The following is a 16,709-nucleotide window of genomic DNA, read 5'->3' as shown; positions in this document are numbered from 1 at the left end:
GCCTACAATTAAACGTAGGCCGGGTAAGGCAACGCCGCCACCCGGCAATCAAGGCGCACGGTAAAACGGCTTATCCCCCAGGATAGTCGCCCGCTGCATAATCCTTCGCTGCGGCAGGTAATCCGCATTGGCGTAATGCTGCGTGACGCGGTTATCCCAGATCGCCAGATCGTTCTCCTGCCAGCGCCAGCGCACCTGGAACTCCGGTTTGGTGATGTGCGCGAACAGGAAGCCGAGCAGCGCCTCACTCTCTTTTTCCGCTACGTCCACGATACGCGTGGTAAACCCTTCATTCACAAACAGCGCCTGTTTGCCCGTCACCGGATGGGTACGCACCACCGGGTGCAGCAGCGGGGGATGTTTCGCCACAGCTTCCTGCCAGCGCTGGTGCTCCTCTTCGCTTTTGCGGTACTTGTACTCCGGGAACGATTTTTTGAAGTCATGCTCCGCCCGCAGGCCGCTCAGCAGAGTCTGGAGCGGCGCGGAGAGCGCCTCAAACGCAGCAATCCCGCTGGCCCATAGCGTATCCCCACCCGTTTCCGGCAGCTGTTTTGCTGCCAGAATCGCCCCGGCTGGCGGTGTGTCGATAAAGGTAACGTCCGTGTGCCAGTTGTCATTATCGGGCGGGTTATCGTTATGGGTGTCCAGCACGATAATTTCCTCCACCCCTTCCGCATGCGGGTAGACCGGGTGGATATGCAGGTCGCCAAAACGCAGGGCCAGCGCGCGCTGCTGCTGTGGGGTGATCGCCTGTTCGCGCAGGAATACAACCTGATGACGCAGCACCGCGTGGTACAGCTGCTCAAACTGGTTATCGCTCAGCGGACGGGTTACGTCCAGGCCCGACACCTGCGCGCCAATATATGGCCCCAGCGGGGTAATGGTCAGTCGTTCACTCATTGTATTTCTCCATGCCAGGGCGTCAGGCGACGCTGTAGCGCGCGCAGTCCCAGTTCTAATCCAAAGGCAATCGCGGCGATCACCGCGATCCCTGCCAGTACCACGTCAGTCGCCAGGAACTCTCCCGCCGACTGCACCATAAACCCAAGGCCGCGCGTGGCGGCTATCAGCTCTGCCGCCACCAGCGTAGACCAGCCCACCCCAAGGCCGATGCGCAGCCCGGTCAATATCTCCGGCAGCGCGCCCGGTAAAATGACGAACAGCAGTACCTGCACGCGGCTGGCGCCGAGCGACTGCGCCGCACGTATGCGTACCTGCTGCGCACTCTTTACGCCAGCCAGGGCCGACATGGCTACCGGCGCAAATATCGCCAGGTATATCAGTAAGATCTTTGACGTCTCGCCGATGCCAAACCAGATCACCATCAGGGGCAGGTAAGCCAGCGGCGGGACGGGACGATAAAGCTCTATCAGCGGGTCGAGAATGCCGCGTACCGTCGGGCTCAGTCCCATCGCGATCCCCACCGGAACGCCAATAATGACCGCCGCCAGCAGCGCCACCAGAATACGCGTCAGACTGGCGCCTAAATGCTGCCAGAGCGTGGCATCCATAAAGCCCTGCGGCCCGGCGATAGTAATCAGTTTTTCTAAAACCTGACCTGGCGGGGGCAGAAACAGCGGACTAATCCACTGCTGCGCGGCAACCGCCCACCATACCGCCAACAACACCACAAGCGTGCCGACGCTTAAGGTGAGCTGGCGAGAGAACGGCCAGCGTAAGGCAAGGCGCGTCCGCCGCGTTTTTTCACTGAAAACAATGCTCATGAGAACGCCTCCCGTTGCTCAAACACGCGGCTTAAGACGTATTCACGCTGTTCAATAAACAGCGGATCGGATTTGATGCTGCGTACCGGCTCTCCCGACACATAGCGCCGGGCAAACTCAAGCGGCAGGCGCTCCAGCACGCGTCCCGGCCCCGGTGAGAGCAGCACCAGCTCCGTCGCCATAAACACGGCCTCTTCGATATCGTGGGTGATTAACAGCACCTGCTTGCCGGTTTCGTGCCACAGGCGCAGCAGCAGGGTTTGCATCTGCTCGCGGGTGAAGGCATCCAGCGCCCCGAAAGGTTCGTCCAGCAACAGCAGCTGTGGGTTAGCCGCCAGCGCACGGGCGATCCCGACGCGCTGACGCTGCCCGCCTGAAAGCTGCCAGATAAAGCGTTTTTCAGCCCCCTCCAGCCCGACCTTTTTCAGCATATCGCGCGCCGTACTCAGGCGCTGTTCACGCGCTACACCGGCCAGTTGCAGACCAAACGCAACGTTTTCCTGAACGTTTCGCCACGGGAGTAATCCTTCATTCTGAAAGACCACGCCGCGCTCTGCGCCCGGCCCCGTTACCCGTTTTCCTTCCAGCTGGATCGTGCCGTGCTGATACGGTACAAACCCGGCGATCAGGTTCAGCAGCGTCGTTTTCCCGCAGCCGGACGGCCCCAGCACCACCAGCAGTTCACCGCTGTCCAGCGTCAGGTTGATCTCTTCCAGGGCGGGTTTGCCGCCGTAATCGGCAGACAGGTTTGTAATGTTCAGCATTGCAGCCCCCTTATTTCACAAAGCGATCGGTCACGAACTGGCTGTAATCCGTCGCCACCGCAGGCACTTTGCCCTGCTCTTTCAGGAACGTCGCAGTGTCGACAATCGCTTTGCTCACCGGCCCGTTCAGCTGCTGGATCTGCTGCGCAGGCGTCAGATAGGTGTTGCCTTTTACCAGCCCCGGCACGTCAGCTTCCGGCACGCCGCTCAGACGTGAGAGTTTCTCCAGGTTGGCGGGCTGCTTCAGCCATTCATCCGGGTTGCTGATGTATGGCTGCTGTGCGTCGATGGCGCTTTTGGCGAAGGCTTTCACCACTTCAGGGTGTTTCTCGGCAAAGTCCTTACGTACGACCCAGACGTCAAGGGTTGGCGCGCCCCACTGCCCCACTTTTTCGGAGTCGGTCAGCACGGTGCCCTCTTTTTCCAGCTCGTTGACGGCGGGCGCCCAGACGTATGCTCCATCGATGTCGCCACGCTGCCAGGCGGCAATAATCGCCGGAGGTTGCAGGTTAATGATCTGCACCTGGCCCGGCTTAATGCCCCAGTGTTTCAGCGCTGCCAGCAGGCTGTAATGCGTGGTGGAGATAAACGGCACCGCGATGCGTTTGCCGATCAAATCTTCGGGTTTCGTGATGCTTTTCTTCACCACCAGCGCTTCGGAATTTCCGAGCTGCGACGCCAGCAGGAAGACTTCAATCGGCACCTGCTGGCTGGCGGCCACCGCCAGCGGGCTGGAGCCCAGGTTGCCAATCTGCACGTCGCCCGAGGCTAACGCCCGCACAATCGCCGCGCCGCTGTCGAACTTGCGCCAGTCGACATTCGCCCCGCTCGCTTTGGCAAAGGTGTTATCCGCCTGCGCGACTTTCGCCGGCTCAGCGGAAGTCTGATACGCGACGGTGACGTCCACCGCCTGCGCCTGAAAAGCCCACAGCGCCAGTGCGCCGAGTAATGTGATTCGCGATGAAATTGCCATAGTGCCTGCTCCCCTTGTTGTTATGAGGGCAGTATTTCCGGCGCGGGAATTTTGATAAAGGAATAAAAAAGAATCGCTAATGACGATTCGTTTTTAGAAAAAAAGCGGGAAAGGATAGTGAATTTTGTGCGGTTGTTTCTCCGGGTGGCGCTGCGCTTACCCGGCCTACGGTTCGTGCAATTTGTAGGCCGGGTAAGGCGCAGCCGCCACCCGGCAAAGACCTCAGCGCTGAACCGTCAGCGCAGCAATATCCTGCGGCGTGGTGCGACAGCAGCCGCCAATCAGCTTCGCACCGGCATCCAGCCACTGCGGTAAATACCCCGCCAGCGTCTCGCAGGCTTCACCGTGGTGATGCCAGGTTTTGCTCACCGCATCATAATGCTCGCCGGAATTCGGATAGACCACCAGCGGCAGCGACGTCAGGCTGTGCAGATGCGTCAGCGCCGCGGTGGTGTTTTCCAGCGCGATACAGTTGATCCCCAGCGCGACAACCTGTGGATAGCTTTCGAGCGCAGAAACGACATCCCGCAGCGGCGTCCCGTCACTCAGATGCTCGCTGTCACGCAGGGTAAATGAGAACCATGCCCGGGCGCGAGGATACGCCGTCAGCAACGCCGCCAGCGCCTTAATCTCCGGGAAAGAAGGCAGCGTTTCACAGGCCAGCAGATCCGCGCCCGCATCCAGCAGCGCCTCCACGCGGGGACGGTGGAACGCGGTGAACTCTTCAGCGCGACGCACATAATCGCCGCGATATTCAGATCCATCGGCAAGGTACGCGCCGTACGGCCCTACCGACCCCGCCACCAGCAGCGTGCCCGCCTGCGCATTCTCTGCCAGGTACGCTTCCCGCGCTTTGCGTGCCAGCTCTACGCTTTTGCCAATCAACGCCCGGGATTGCGCCTCGTCGAGCCCGCGTGCGGCAAAGCCCGCAGGCGTGGCCTGATAGCTGGCGGTGATCGCCACCTGTGCCCCCGCGCGGTAATAGTCGAGGTGCACGTCCCGGATCAGCTCCGGGTTTTCCATCAGCACTTTGGCCGACCAGAGGCTGTCGGCAAGGTTACAACCGCGCGCTTCCAGCTCCGTTGCCATCGCCCCATCCAGCACGACAAACGGCTGGTTTTCAAGGAGGGCGGTAAGCGGATTATTCTGCGACATGTTCAGGCTCCTGCGTGGTCAGGTTTCGGGTCAGGTAGTACGCACCATAACACAGGGCGACAAACGGAAGCCCGCAATAAAGGGCAATACGCTGGCTGGGGTCAAACCACAGGCCGACGCAGGCCACCAGACAGAGGATAAAGCCAAGCACGGGCACCAGCGGATACCATGGCGCGCGATACTGCAACGCCGAAAGCGGCTGCCCGGACTGCACGTGACGGCGACGAAACACGAAGTGTGACGCGCAGATGCTGATCCACACCGCCACCACCGCAAAACCGGAAATGGCTGACAGGGCCACAAACACCGTATCCGGCGCAACCACGCTGGAGAACAGCGCCAGCACGCCGCCCAGCATGGAAACGGAGAGCGCCGTCAGCGGCACGCCGTTTTTGTTGACGCGGGCAAAGCAGCGCGGCAGCGTTTTCTCGTTAGACAGAGACCACAGCATACGACCAGAGGCGTACAGGCCCGAGTTCGCCGCCGAGAGGATCGCCGTCAGGATCACGAAGTTAAAGATATCCGCCGCATACGGAATGCCGACCTTTTCAAACACCAGCACGAACGGGCTTTTCTCCACGCCAGCCTGCTGCATCGGGATCAGCGCCGCCAGCACAAACACGGTGCCAATAAAGAAGATGATGAGCCGGGCGATGGTGGTGCGAATAGCAACCGGAATAACCTTGTGTGGGTTTTCCGTTTCTCCTGCCGCGATGCCGATAAGCTCCGTTCCGGAGAAGGCAAAGTTGACCGCCACCATGGTCATCAGGATCGGCAGACCGCCGTGCGGGAACCAGCCTTCGGCAGTAAGGTTGCTTAAGCCCGGCGCCGGTGAACCGTCCTGCATCGGGATAAAACCGAAGATCGCCGCCCCGCCGAGAATAATGAAGGCGATGATGGTGATGACTTTCACCAGCGAGAACCAGAATTCCCCTTCGGCGAAGAAGCGCGTGGAAATGACGTTAAGAGCAAAAATCACCACGCAAAAGACGACGCACCACGTCCAGACGGGAACCTGCGGGAACCAGTACTGCATACAGAACCCGGCTGCGGTAAAGCTCGATCCCAGCGCCACTGTCCACGTAAGCCAGTAGAGCCACGCCACGGTATACCCTGTCGCCGGGCCGAGATAACGAGCGGCGTAGACGTGGAACGCGCCGGTTTCCGGCATCGCCACGGAAAGTTCCCCCAGGCATTGCATAACCAGCCAGACCACCAGCGCACCAATAAGATACGCCAGCAGCGTGCCCGCCGCGCCGGTTGTCGAAATGATGTATCCGGTATTGAAGAATAACCCTGTGCCGATAACGCCCCCCAGCGAGAGCATAATCAGGTGACGGGTTTTCATGGTGCGCTTAAGCTGCCCGTTTTGTTGTTCTGTTTGCATATTACCTTCTAAACGTATGGACATCTAAACATCCAAAGAAGGGTGTTATACCGCGATTGTTAACAAAAAGCCACCCGGCACGACTTCGGCGCAATTATTGGTAAATCTTTAAATCAGTTCTATAGTCGACACAGTTTCTTCTTCACCAGGACTCACTATGCGATTTAACGGACTGACCAAAGGTTTCTTTATTCTCATCCTGGCCCTTGTTACCTGGGCTTTCTTTGACGTGCTGTCTCCCTATTTCTCGGCGATTCTGTGGGCCGCGATCCTGACCATCATTTTCAACCCGGTGAAAAACAAACTGCGTACCGCGCTGGGCGATCGCAACGGGCTGGCTTCCCTCCTTACACTCGGCATTATCTGCCTGATCGTGTTTATTCCGTTGATGGTGATCCTTTCCTCGCTCGCGGTGGAACTGAACATGGTTTACACCAAGCTGCAACAGAACAACACGCAGTTCCCGGAAGTCATCGCCGGTATTTTCAACCGACTGCCGGACTGGGCCAGCGGCTTCCTGGCGGATCACAACCTGACCAACGCCGCGCAGATTCAGAAAAAGCTTTCCGATGTCGCGTTACAGGGTGGACAGTATCTGGCGGGAAGCGCGTTCCTGATTGGTAAAGGGACGTTCGGCTTTGCTATTAGCTTCGGCATTATGCTGTACCTGCTGTTTTTCCTGCTCAAAGACGGGCCCTATCTGGTGCGCCAGATCCTCGACTCGCTGCCGCTGTCTGACTTCGCCAAACAGCATCTGTTCGCTAAGTTTGTCGGCGTCTCGCGAGCCACGGTAAAAGGCACGGCGGTCGTAGCGGTGGTTCAGGGTACGCTTGGCGGTATCGCCTTTGCCATCGTCGGTATTGACGGTAGCGTACTATGGGGAGCGCTGATGGCGTTCCTCTCCCTGGTGCCCGCCGTTGGGTCGGCTATCGTCTGGGTTCCCGCCGCAATCTTCCTGTTTGCCACTCACCAGCTGTGGCAGGGTCTGTTCATTGTGGGCTTCTTCGTCATTATCGTCGGGCTGGTGGACAACCTTTTACGTCCGCTGCTGGTGGGCAAAGACACCAAAATGCCGGACTACCTGATACTGATCACCACGCTCGGCGGTATGGAGCTGTACGGCATTAACGGTTTTGTGATTGGGCCGCTGATTGCCGCCCTGTTTATCGCCTGCTGGAACCTCTTCTCCGGTCGCGACCACGCAGGCAACGCCGAGGAGCTGGACGCAGACTTTATCGAAGAGGGAAAAAACCCTCCGGATCTCTAACGAAACGCGTTTTGTCAGGCGGCCCTGTGCCGCCTTTTTTTTCGCGATAAATCAGGGGTTTTCTATAATCTGAAATGAACGCTCTTCCACATTTGTCGTAGAAGGATCCAACAGGTGCGAATCGCCACGATCACAAACTGGGCCTATGGTGTCACGGTGTGCCTGACCATTGCCTCCGGTATCGTCATGCTGATGGCTTCCCATGCCGACAACGTAGAGCGTCAGGCTGTTAAGCAACGACAAATTTTTGACCAGCTTACGGAAGAGATTGAAGCAGAAACCTGGATGCTCTCCGATTTAGCGCGCCTTTACGCCATCAAAAAAGAGCCCGATGTGCTGAAAGCGTACCAGGCGAAAGAAGGTGAACTGAAGAATATTGAACACAAAGTGGGACAGTTAAAAGATACGGGCGCAACGGGCGAAGAGCTGGCGCTGCTGTATGAAGGGCTGAAGATTGTTGATGGCCTACAGGATGAACAGCAGGCAGCAATTGCCAGCGTCGCCCGGGGTGAGGAACAACAGGCCATTGCGTTACTCTTCGGCAAAATCTACGAACTTGAAACGGAACGCGCCCAGAGCAAGATTGACCATTTTCGTATGCTGCTGGATAAGCGCATTATTGCCGATGTCCAGGCAGCGACCAACACGTCGAAAACGCTGCGTACCGCCTCAGAGGTGATGGTCGGCCTGACCGCCCTGCTCTTCTTATTCGTGATGGGCTTTATTCTCAAGCACCGCGTGCTGCGCCCGGTAGTGCGCCTCAGCGATGTGGTTCACCGCCTGGCCTCACAGGATTACGGCGTCGAAACGCCCAATTTCAACCAAGTCGATGAGATAGGCGATATGGCGCAGGCCATTCGCATTTTCCGCGAGAACGGGCTGGCAAGGCAGCGGCTTGAAAAAGAACGCGACGCAGACTGGGCCATCCGCGAGCTGCTCGCGCGAATGACCCAGCGCTTGCAGGGGTGCGAGAACGTCAGCGACGTGATTGAGGTGGCAGAGCTGTTTGCTCCCAACATTGCGCCGGGTATCGCCGGACGTCTGTATATCCTGGATCGAAACCCGTGGGAGATGCGCTGTGCGGCGGAATGGTTATCTCCACAGGGAGAAAAAAATGCTTTCCACCCCGATCAATGCTGGGCCATACGCCGTGGTCAGAGCCACCCACCGGTCAACGGCGAGCCGGATATCGGTTGCCAGCATCTGCCTGAATCACAAAAAGACAGCTCACTGTGCGTGCCGCTCATTGCGCAGGGGGAAGCCATTGGTTTGCTGTCGTTTCAGAACATCACGCCTGAAACGGCGCCGTCCCGCGCATATCTCGAATTAATGGCGGAAGCCCTGGGTCTGGCGCTGGCCAACCAGCGTCTGCGCGATGCCCTCCTGGAAAAAGCGCTATTCGACCCGCTCACCGGCTTGCGTAACCGTCACCACCTGGAAGATACCCTGCGCACTCAGATAGCTCAGGCAATGCGCAATGATGAGCCGGTGAGCTGCATGATGATCGACATCGATCACTTTAAAAGCATTAACGATCGCTTCGGCCATGAGGCTGGCGATCATGTGATTAAGAGCGTGGCGACAATTGTTCAGCGTGCCGTGCATGATGCAGGTCTGGCCTTCCGCTTTGGTGGCGAAGAGTTTCTGGTGCTGCTAACGGGTGCGGATGAGGAAGCGGCTCACGCCTGCGCAACGGAGATTTATAACGGCGTCCATACGCTGTCGCTGCGCTATGGGCTTGCTGAAATTGGCCCAGTGGATGTGTCGATCGGGATCGCCAGTTACCCGCAGCACGCCCAAAGCGACGACCTGCTGCGCGCAGCAGATGTGGCGCTTTACCGGGCGAAAGAGCTGGGGCGCTCGCGGATCGTCAGTTTTAGTATGCTGGAGACGGGTTAACCGAAAATCCCTGCCAACGACGTCAGAGGTACGCGCACTCTCTTATTCCCTCACATTGAGGGTGCGTTATCATTCTTTGTACAAATAAATCAATCTTAACGATGCCACCATTGATAAAAAATGGGGGTGCGTAAATATATCAATAAATCAAAGCGATCATTTTTTAAACCCGGGTGGCTAATTACACTGAGTTTTTATGTTTTAAAAAACGTAAGCTCCAGCCAGAGGTCTGCAATCACGGGGCAAACAACGATTATCCATTTGATTTTAATACATTTAATGAAGTATCGTTTGCAAAAAGCCGTGGCGTTCAACAAAATAGACAAACTTATAGGATAAATAACTTATAATTCTTATACTTCTGTTAAAAAGAGGAGGCCAATATGCGAATAATCCTAATGCTGTGCTGCTTTTTGGTACAAAGTTTAAGCTGGGCTGGCGAACTGCCAAAGCCTGTGGGCAAACCCATCTTAACCATTACCGGTAATATAGAAAATACGAACGAAAATGGAAAAGCCGTTTTTGATATTGCCAGCCTGGAAAAACTGGGGATGGTGAGTTTCCAGACGACCTCTCCCTGGTATAATGGCCGCACGAAATTTGAGGGTATCCCGATGCGCAAACTGATGGAGTATGTGGGTGCTAAGGGTTCTGTTCTGAATGTGGTTGCACTCAATGATTATACTACCGTCATCCCTCTCAGCGACTTCCATAAATACAACGCCATCCTGGCGTTAAAGGTCAATGGCGAATATATGCGCATCCGCGATAAAGGTCCGTCATTCATCGTCTACCCTTATGACAGTCTTCCTGAACTCAATAATCAGATTTATTACTCGCGATCGGCCTGGCAGGTCAGCAAAATGAAGATTGAATAGTAGTTCAGGAGAACATAATGAACAGGATACTGGTTGGTATCATTTTTTCTCTTTTTATCACTACGGGATATATAGCCTTTCTTGTCTACGACCGTCAGCAGGAGTTGCAAAAATTGACTCACTACACTGAGTCCTGGTCTGTAGCCCAACTGGTATCTGAATATTACCGATTTGAATCATGGATTGGACTGTACGCAACCGAGACTGATGACGTTACGGTAGACCAGGTTCGCATGCGCCTGGAAATCATGCTGAGCCAGAATGATTTATTGAAAGAGGGCGGCCTGGGTCGTTATATAAACAGCGAAAAAGCGCATCAGGCGCTCGCCTTACGCCTGGAAAAGATACTGAACTATCTGGATGGCCATCTTGAGAAAATGAGCCGTTCAGAGTTAAAGCTCTATCTGAAAAATATGCATTCACTGGATGCCCCGCTAAGCCAGCTTTCATCAACGGCTTTAACAAAAGATGTTAATACAATCAATGAAACTAACCTAAAAATACAGGTTCTGTATTATATTTATTCAGCACTTTCGCTGTTACTGGTTATTTTAAGCTTCATACTGGGCTTTTTGATTATCTATCAAAATAAAAACATCCTCAAAGCACATACACAGGTTAAAACGTTGGCTGAAGAACTTCAGCTGTCCAAAGAAACCCTGCAAATCCAGAATACAAAACTGGAATACGATGTTTATCATGACTCCCTTACCGGCATGAAAAACCGTCTTTTCTTCTGGGATGATCTCAATAAACTTAATCTACAGGCTGAGGAAAAACATATTTCGGTCACGGTGATGTTATTCGATTTAGACCGGTTCAAAGAGGTGAATGATACCTACGGTCATGATGCTGGCGATTTACTGTTACGTGAGGTATCCACGCGCCTTAACGCTTTGAGCCGCTTTTCAGAGACATTTTATCGTTTGGGCGGCGACGAATTTGCGTTTCTCTCCAGTGGCTTAACCGAAGCCGCAGCTGTTTCACGCGCGCGAGAAATCAGTGATAGCATCAGCAAGCCCTATACAATTAATAATCAACTTATAAAAATAGCCACCTGTGTGGGTATTGTTTTATCGGATAACGAACGACGTTCAGATTACCTTTATAAATTTGCCGATCTGGCGCTCTATGAAGCCAAGAAAGAAGGTTCTCAGCAAATCAAAGTCTTCCGCCAGCGAATGCTACAGAAGTTGCAGGAAAGCAGAACCCTTGAAAATGATATGGCAAGAGCAATAGAGAATGATGAGTTTATTGTTTATTACCAGCCTATTGTGAATTCCGTCAGCAAGGAAATTTACGGCTATGAAGCGCTTATTCGCTGGATGCACCCCGTCAAGGGGATGCTCTCCCCGGATAGCTTTATTTTCGCCGCTGAAAAAACAGGCATGATCAACGAGATAGGTAAAACTGTACTTAAACTGGCCTGTAGGGAGGCGGTCTCCTGGGCTGTTCCGGCCAGGATCTCCGTCAACGTCTCGCCTGTTCAGTTAGGCAGCAAATCATTTATTAATACGGTGCAGTCCGTTCTGGCTGAGACCGGGCTCCCGGCTAACCGTCTTGAGTTAGAGGTCACAGAGTCTTCCCTCTTCAGTGACAGAAATAACCCCATTGCGATCCTCAAAAAACTACGCTCACTGGGCGTAAGAATTTCTATTGATGATTTTGGCACGGGTTATTCGTCGCTCTCCAGACTCAGCGAACTGAATTTTGATAAAATCAAGATCGATAAATCTTTTGTCAATCCGATATCTACGCAAGAAGATGCGCTTAATATTGTGAAGCTGATTACCGGTATGGCTAAAAGCCTTAATATGGGCGTCATTGCCGAGGGCGTTGAGACCGAAGAGCAGCTTGAGCGGCTTCAGGCTCTGGGTTGCGAGCTTGTGCAGGGATATCTTTTCAGCAAACCACAGCCTCAGGTCGACAGCAAAATTAAGAGCGGCCAGGAATGATCCCCTCTCCTCAGCCCGATACCAACCGGGATCACATTTTTCACCCCTGGGTATTCACTGACAATAACCAGGTGTTATCATTCACCCCGTAAATACCTATCAACTCAATCCGAGGCTTTGATGCTGGAGAATGTAATCATCCGATAATCAGCTTCCCGACCTTTCCAGGCCGGACTGATTATCAATGCGCCGAAATCGTATGCGGACACCGCTGTGTGTTTGCACGTTTTGCACATGATGATTAAACAGGTTTTCCAGTATGAATTTATCCCGTCAGGAACAACGTACCTTACACGTTCTCGCCAAAGGTGGCCGTATTGTGCACGTCCGCGATACCTCCGGCCGCGTCACCGCCGTTGAATGCTATAGCCGCGAAGGGCTACTGCTGGCTGACTGCACGCTCGCCGTTTTCAAAAAGCTCAAAACCAAAAAGCTGATCAAATCCGTTAACGGTCAGCCCTACCGCATTAACACTACGGGGCTGAATAATGTTCGCGCTCAGCCTGATAATCGTTAAGGAGAGGATGATGGATATCCCACGTATTTTTACTGTTAGCGAAAGCGAACACCGCATTCATAACCCCTTTACACCAGAGAAGTACGCGACGCTGGGCCGCTTGTTACGCATGAAGCCAGGCACACGCATTCTCGATCTCGGCAGCGGCTCGGGAGAGATGCTTTGTACCTGGGCTAGGGATCACACCATTACCGGTGTCGGTATTGATATGAGCCAGCTCTTCACCGCGCAGGCCACGCGGCGCGCAGAGGAACTCGGCGTCAGCGAACGCGTCCATTTCATTCATAACGACGCGGCTGGCTACGTCGCGAATGAAAAATGTGACGTGGCGGCCTGCGTTGGCGCAACCTGGATTGCGGGTGGCGTAGCCGGGACGATGGATCTGCTGGCAAAAAGCCTCAAGCCCGGGGGAATAATGCTCATCGGCGAACCGTACTGGCGTCAGGTACCCGCGACGGCAGAGATAGCTCAGGCCTGCGGCGTCTCGTCGATTGCAGACTTTCTTACTCTGCCCGGTCTGGTTGCGTCTTTCGATCAACAGGGCTATGACCTGGTTGAAATGGTGCTGGCTGATCAGGAAGGCTGGGACAGGTACGAAGCCGCAAAATGGATGACCATGCGGCGCTGGCTGGAGGAAAACCCAGATGATGACTTCGCGCAGGAGGTTCGGGCGGAGCTGACGATAGCGCCTGAACGTCATGTGACGTACACGCGGGAGTACTTTGGCTGGGGGGTGTTTGCGTTAATGGCGCGATAATATGGCGCTGGCGGTATAGCCTTTTGGGTTATGCCGCCGATCAACTTCTTTGAGGTACAAAACGATGACGCGAAAATGTGCAGCCAATGGCAATATTTGCTGCCATGGTCTGAGAACGAGATTTACTGGAATGTAGGGTAACTATTTGATTTAGATGGGATAATAGGAATCAATCTTAATGCGCAACCTTCTGTTTTATAATGAATTACAAAGAAACACATTTAGAGATACCCCCATAAGTACCCCCATTTTCATTTCCATATAGAACGAAGTCCCATAAATACCCAAAGAAAATCCTTCATATGATCTTGAAAATCATTCACAACAAAACTTATATAAATGCAATGCAAGTGGACATTTATATAAGATTGGTGCAATTTCTACATCTAGACACGAACAATACCGGTGCCGGGAGTTCTAAGTTCTTTTAGCCAGCTATTAAGGTTATGCTTATTAATCTCTTCTATGGGGTAGCTACGCGCCTCTACTGTGTTACGAGCACCGACACTAAACTCAGAAGATGTCACTAGAAAACCTAACTCACATCCTTCATGAAGGATATCAGCATACAATCCTTTCACAGTAACTTTATCTATTTTTGAATTCAATCTCTTGCATTGAATGATGAAACTAGGTGCCCCTTCTTTTTTATCATTCCAAGCTCTAATATCCACTCCATCATCATTACTACCAGGTCCCAACTCAATATTATAACCAAACCTTTTAAAGCACTCAGCAGTTAACTCTTCGAATTTTCTCCAATGAATCTCCCCTAACTTATTTGTATTATTAGACAGAAAATCAATAAACCTTTGGTCTAAAAATTCACCTTCTGATGCAATCGGCTTATACTGTTCAAATAAGTCTGAAAGATTAATAATATTTTTATATTGGTGGAATTTCATAAAAGTATTTGGGCTATGTTTTAATGCACTATCGTAGGCCTCTATAAGAAGCATTAATGCCTCCAAACCTTTTCGCCCGAACCTTCTTCCAGCCTCTTCAATCATACCTGTGGGGCTTAACAATTTATCACCTGAGTTTAAGGCTTTTTGTGTCTCAATTTCTATGTGTCGGCGATAAATCTCATTTATTCCAGAAGTAATTTTTTGTCCATATTTATGCTCCATTTCTCGGATGAGTTTGAAAATTTCAAATATACCATTAAGAGGTCTTTCCGTAGCTCCAATTTTATATAATAGCGTATAGTAAAGCCTATCATAATCTTCAGATCTGATACGAAAAGCATGATTTTCGGAAGAAATTATATCATCATCAAATCCGGTTCCAGAAAGAAGGTCGCATATTTGTTCAATTGATGCAGCAACTCCAGATTTATGGCCTATTATCTCATGAAGATGATTAGACAAATCATACCTATCGAACCATATTGCTCCCATAGCCCCTCCTCGAATCTAGATTGAATAGTTTTAATTTTCATATTACAAAAGATCACATAACTCAATACGATATTGATATTCTTACTAGTCAAATGTGTCTTCAATCACAAAGGTCATTAAAATTAATGGAATCAGTTCTTGCTATCATTTTTATCTTTTTCAGCGGCTTGCGGTAATACTGCAGCAGCAGCTTCCTCCGCTTCTTCTTGGCGCGCCACATTACGTTTAACCATATCCGGTCCAATTAAGCTGAAAAGCACAGTTAACAATTGCCACAAAGTGAGAAAAACAAGGAGCCCATAGGATATACCTCTGAACACTTCTTTGTGAGATAAAATCCAGTTAAATTGCTTAAGTAATGGTGCAACAATTCCTACAAGTAATACAGTAGCTAATATTGCTGATGAATGAACAATAGGTGTGAAAAGCCGATGGATTCCTTGCCCATTGCTTTCAGACACTCCACCCCGAAAAGATTTTTTTAATCTTTCTGGATAAATTATTGCAAACCATGCACCTACCACTGCAAATATGATTGACGCAGTGGTTCTGAGCGCTTCAAAAAGAGGCCACTGGAGAATAAAAGCAACATTTCTACCTAGGTATCCAGCCATACCTACAGTGGCAAAAAGTATTATAATGCCAATTACTACACCTGCAGCCTCTAATTTTCTCATAACAACCCTGCACCATTTAATATAACATTCTTGTGCCTAACCAACTCTCGCATCAAAGAATCGAGGTTAACTAACTCAATATTTTCTCTCTCAAGATCAAGTTGATGCTCCATTCTTGCTAAAGACTTACTAAGCCAATAAGGCTTATTAGATTGGCCTTCAAAGTAAAAGCCATAGTCATTTACTTCGCTTGGATCGGCTTCCCAGTCATCAATCATTGCATTCACGTCTTGTAGAGTGACGTCAGGCGATAATGTATATCTAACTTTAGTTGTGACATTCGGCCCTTGCTGAGGAGCAAGATGTATAACCTGTAACATTTTTTGCCATAACTCGAGCTCTTGTCTTTTAGTAAGGTCTAACTCTACTATACGTTCAATTTTTTTCACGTGAGCAGCATTCTGCCTAATGATTTCATGTTTACCACCATTACGAACTAAAACAGAACTGAATTTAGGGATATAATGTTTCTCTTCTTCATTTCTATCTGCAGGATTATTTTTATAACCTTTTATGCGAACTTCCACACTTCCATCTTCATTTCTAATTGGTTCAGCATCAACATGACGTGAAGATTGCTTTAAGAAGCAGTTCAAATAATACTGAAGGGATGATTGTGAGGTTAATTTATTATGAAGCCTTACTGTTGCAAACAAATTCATATCAGGAATAAACCAAAAGTATGTTGCATAGCCTGGTATACTCCCGCCCTGAACAGCGTTCAAAATCACCTGAGGATCTGCCCCAAACCTCATAGTTTCACTTATGGAAGGGACTTGCTGGCCGTTAGTGGGAATTTCGTTCCAAATCAACAACCCCCAGTCATTCCCACTATTTTTTGCATCGACAAGATAGCAGGGATACCGCTCCTCATTTGCTTCAAAAGTTTTCGTCTGTTTAAGTGTTTTTGTTCGGGCCCACCCTTGTAAATCAGTTAGCATCTCGGCAGTGCTACCAAAAGCTGGCTGCTGACTTCCGTGGGAATAGTATCCTGCTTTATTTATTCTATAAAAAGTAAAAACCGCCTGCTCAATCGCCATGTGTTAAACCCAAAGGAATACGAAAACTCTTAATGTAATGTCTTTTGGAATTTTATGTTACTGATCGTTTGAACAGTTATCACTGTTCAAATATACAGTATCTGCATCATTCTTCAAGTTGATTTCTTTACTTTACAATTTCACAACTAGTCCATTAGGGAAGCATACTCAATACCCTGTAGCACTTCACGAGTCTGTAAGTGCAAGAAAAAATGGCACCTTCGTTTTAACTGAAGTTTTCTAAAGCGGTAGCGGCTGACACTTTACCCCTAGTTTTCCCTAGTAAGGCATAACAAACCATAACAGGCTGACACCT

At 51.3% G+C, this 16,709-nt stretch carries 15 protein-coding genes; 6 read left to right on the top strand and 9 right to left on the bottom strand.

Annotated elements, in window-relative coordinates; all coding sequences use genetic code 11:
* Positions 1-48: 48 nt before the first annotated feature.
* The 6 genes from tauD to mmuP form a co-directional block, all read right to left on the bottom strand.
* The gene (gene tauD / locus ACOTWU_RS12885; protein ID WP_017383145.1) at positions 49-900 is read right to left on the bottom strand and encodes a taurine dioxygenase; all 852 of its coding nucleotides are present in this window, start codon (positions 898-900) and stop codon (positions 49-51) included.
* Positions 897-1,724 carry a taurine ABC transporter permease TauC gene (tauC, locus tag ACOTWU_RS12880; RefSeq protein WP_062933721.1) on the bottom strand — a complete coding sequence of 276 codons (828 nt, stop codon included), beginning with the start codon at positions 1,722-1,724 and terminating at the stop codon, positions 897-899. The genes tauD and tauC overlap by 4 nt, the downstream gene beginning before the upstream one ends.
* On the bottom strand, positions 1,721-2,488 hold the full coding sequence (tauB, locus tag ACOTWU_RS12875; protein ID WP_126499268.1) for a taurine ABC transporter ATP-binding subunit: 768 nt from the start codon (positions 2,486-2,488) through the stop codon (positions 1,721-1,723). The genes tauC and tauB overlap by 4 nt, the downstream gene beginning before the upstream one ends.
* A 10-nt stretch (positions 2,489-2,498) precedes the next feature.
* A complete protein-coding gene (tauA, locus tag ACOTWU_RS12870) occupies positions 2,499-3,461 on the bottom strand; it encodes a taurine ABC transporter substrate-binding protein (protein ID WP_032670520.1) in 963 nt (320 codons plus the stop codon).
* Between the two features lie 222 nt (positions 3,462-3,683).
* On the bottom strand, positions 3,684-4,616 hold the full coding sequence (gene mmuM / locus ACOTWU_RS12865) for a homocysteine S-methyltransferase (protein ID WP_023303172.1): 933 nt from the start codon (positions 4,614-4,616) through the stop codon (positions 3,684-3,686).
* Complete coding sequence (mmuP, locus tag ACOTWU_RS12860; RefSeq protein ID WP_058700544.1) at positions 4,603-6,003, bottom strand: S-methylmethionine permease; 1,401 nt, start codon at positions 6,001-6,003, stop codon at positions 4,603-4,605. The genes mmuM and mmuP overlap by 14 nt, the downstream gene beginning before the upstream one ends.
* Positions 6,004-6,160: 157 nt before the next feature.
* Here mmuP and ACOTWU_RS12855 point away from each other — a divergent pair, with 157 nt between their 5' ends.
* From ACOTWU_RS12855 to ACOTWU_RS12830, 6 genes are all read left to right on the top strand, one after another.
* Entirely contained in the window at positions 6,161-7,270 is a 1,110-nt protein-coding gene (locus tag ACOTWU_RS12855; protein ID WP_017383139.1) for an AI-2E family transporter, read from the top strand.
* 114 nt (positions 7,271-7,384) lie between these two features.
* Positions 7,385-9,169 carry a diguanylate cyclase gene (locus ACOTWU_RS12850; RefSeq protein WP_045334514.1) on the top strand — a complete coding sequence of 595 codons (1,785 nt, stop codon included), beginning with the start codon at positions 7,385-7,387 and terminating at the stop codon, positions 9,167-9,169.
* 383 nt (positions 9,170-9,552) lie between these two features.
* The gene (locus tag ACOTWU_RS12845) at positions 9,553-10,047 is read left to right on the top strand and encodes a molybdopterin-dependent oxidoreductase (protein ID WP_045334517.1); all 495 of its coding nucleotides are present in this window, start codon (positions 9,553-9,555) and stop codon (positions 10,045-10,047) included.
* 17 nt (positions 10,048-10,064) lie between these two features.
* Positions 10,065-12,002: a putative bifunctional diguanylate cyclase/phosphodiesterase gene (locus ACOTWU_RS12840; protein WP_045349979.1), complete on the top strand. Its 1,938-nt coding sequence runs from the start codon at positions 10,065-10,067 to the stop codon at positions 12,000-12,002.
* 259 nt (positions 12,003-12,261) lie between these two features.
* On the top strand, positions 12,262-12,519 hold the full coding sequence (locus ACOTWU_RS12835) for a YjhX family toxin (RefSeq protein WP_003863178.1): 258 nt from the start codon (positions 12,262-12,264) through the stop codon (positions 12,517-12,519).
* Between the two features lie 10 nt (positions 12,520-12,529).
* Positions 12,530-13,276, top strand: coding sequence for an SAM-dependent methyltransferase (locus tag ACOTWU_RS12830; protein WP_126499274.1), 747 nt, complete (start codon positions 12,530-12,532; stop codon positions 13,274-13,276).
* A gap of 386 nt (positions 13,277-13,662) precedes the next feature.
* On the opposite strand, the gene ACOTWU_RS12825 is transcribed toward ACOTWU_RS12830, so the two are convergent.
* The 3 genes from ACOTWU_RS12825 to ACOTWU_RS12815 all read right to left on the bottom strand — a co-directional run bounded on the left by ACOTWU_RS12825 (position 13,663) and on the right by ACOTWU_RS12815 (position 16,393).
* Positions 13,663-14,676, bottom strand: a complete 1,014-nt coding sequence (locus tag ACOTWU_RS12825) for a restriction endonuclease (protein ID WP_126546519.1) — start codon at positions 14,674-14,676, stop codon at positions 13,663-13,665.
* Between the two features lie 131 nt (positions 14,677-14,807).
* Complete coding sequence (locus ACOTWU_RS12820) at positions 14,808-15,353, bottom strand: hypothetical protein (protein ID WP_045339034.1); 546 nt, start codon at positions 15,351-15,353, stop codon at positions 14,808-14,810.
* Complete coding sequence (locus ACOTWU_RS12815) at positions 15,350-16,393, bottom strand: hypothetical protein (RefSeq protein ID WP_032677475.1); 1,044 nt, start codon at positions 16,391-16,393, stop codon at positions 15,350-15,352. Before ACOTWU_RS12815 ends, ACOTWU_RS12820 begins: the two co-directional genes overlap by 4 nt.
* Positions 16,394-16,709: the final 316 nt, after the last annotated feature.

Origin of the sequence: Enterobacter cloacae complex sp. GYL001 (assembly GCF_049237125.1) — a bacterium.
In the GTDB taxonomy this organism is placed as follows: domain Bacteria; phylum Pseudomonadota; class Gammaproteobacteria; order Enterobacterales; family Enterobacteriaceae; genus Enterobacter; species Enterobacter hormaechei_C.
Note: the sequence above shows the minus strand (reverse complement) of the source record. Positions and strands in the feature narration are given on the sequence as shown.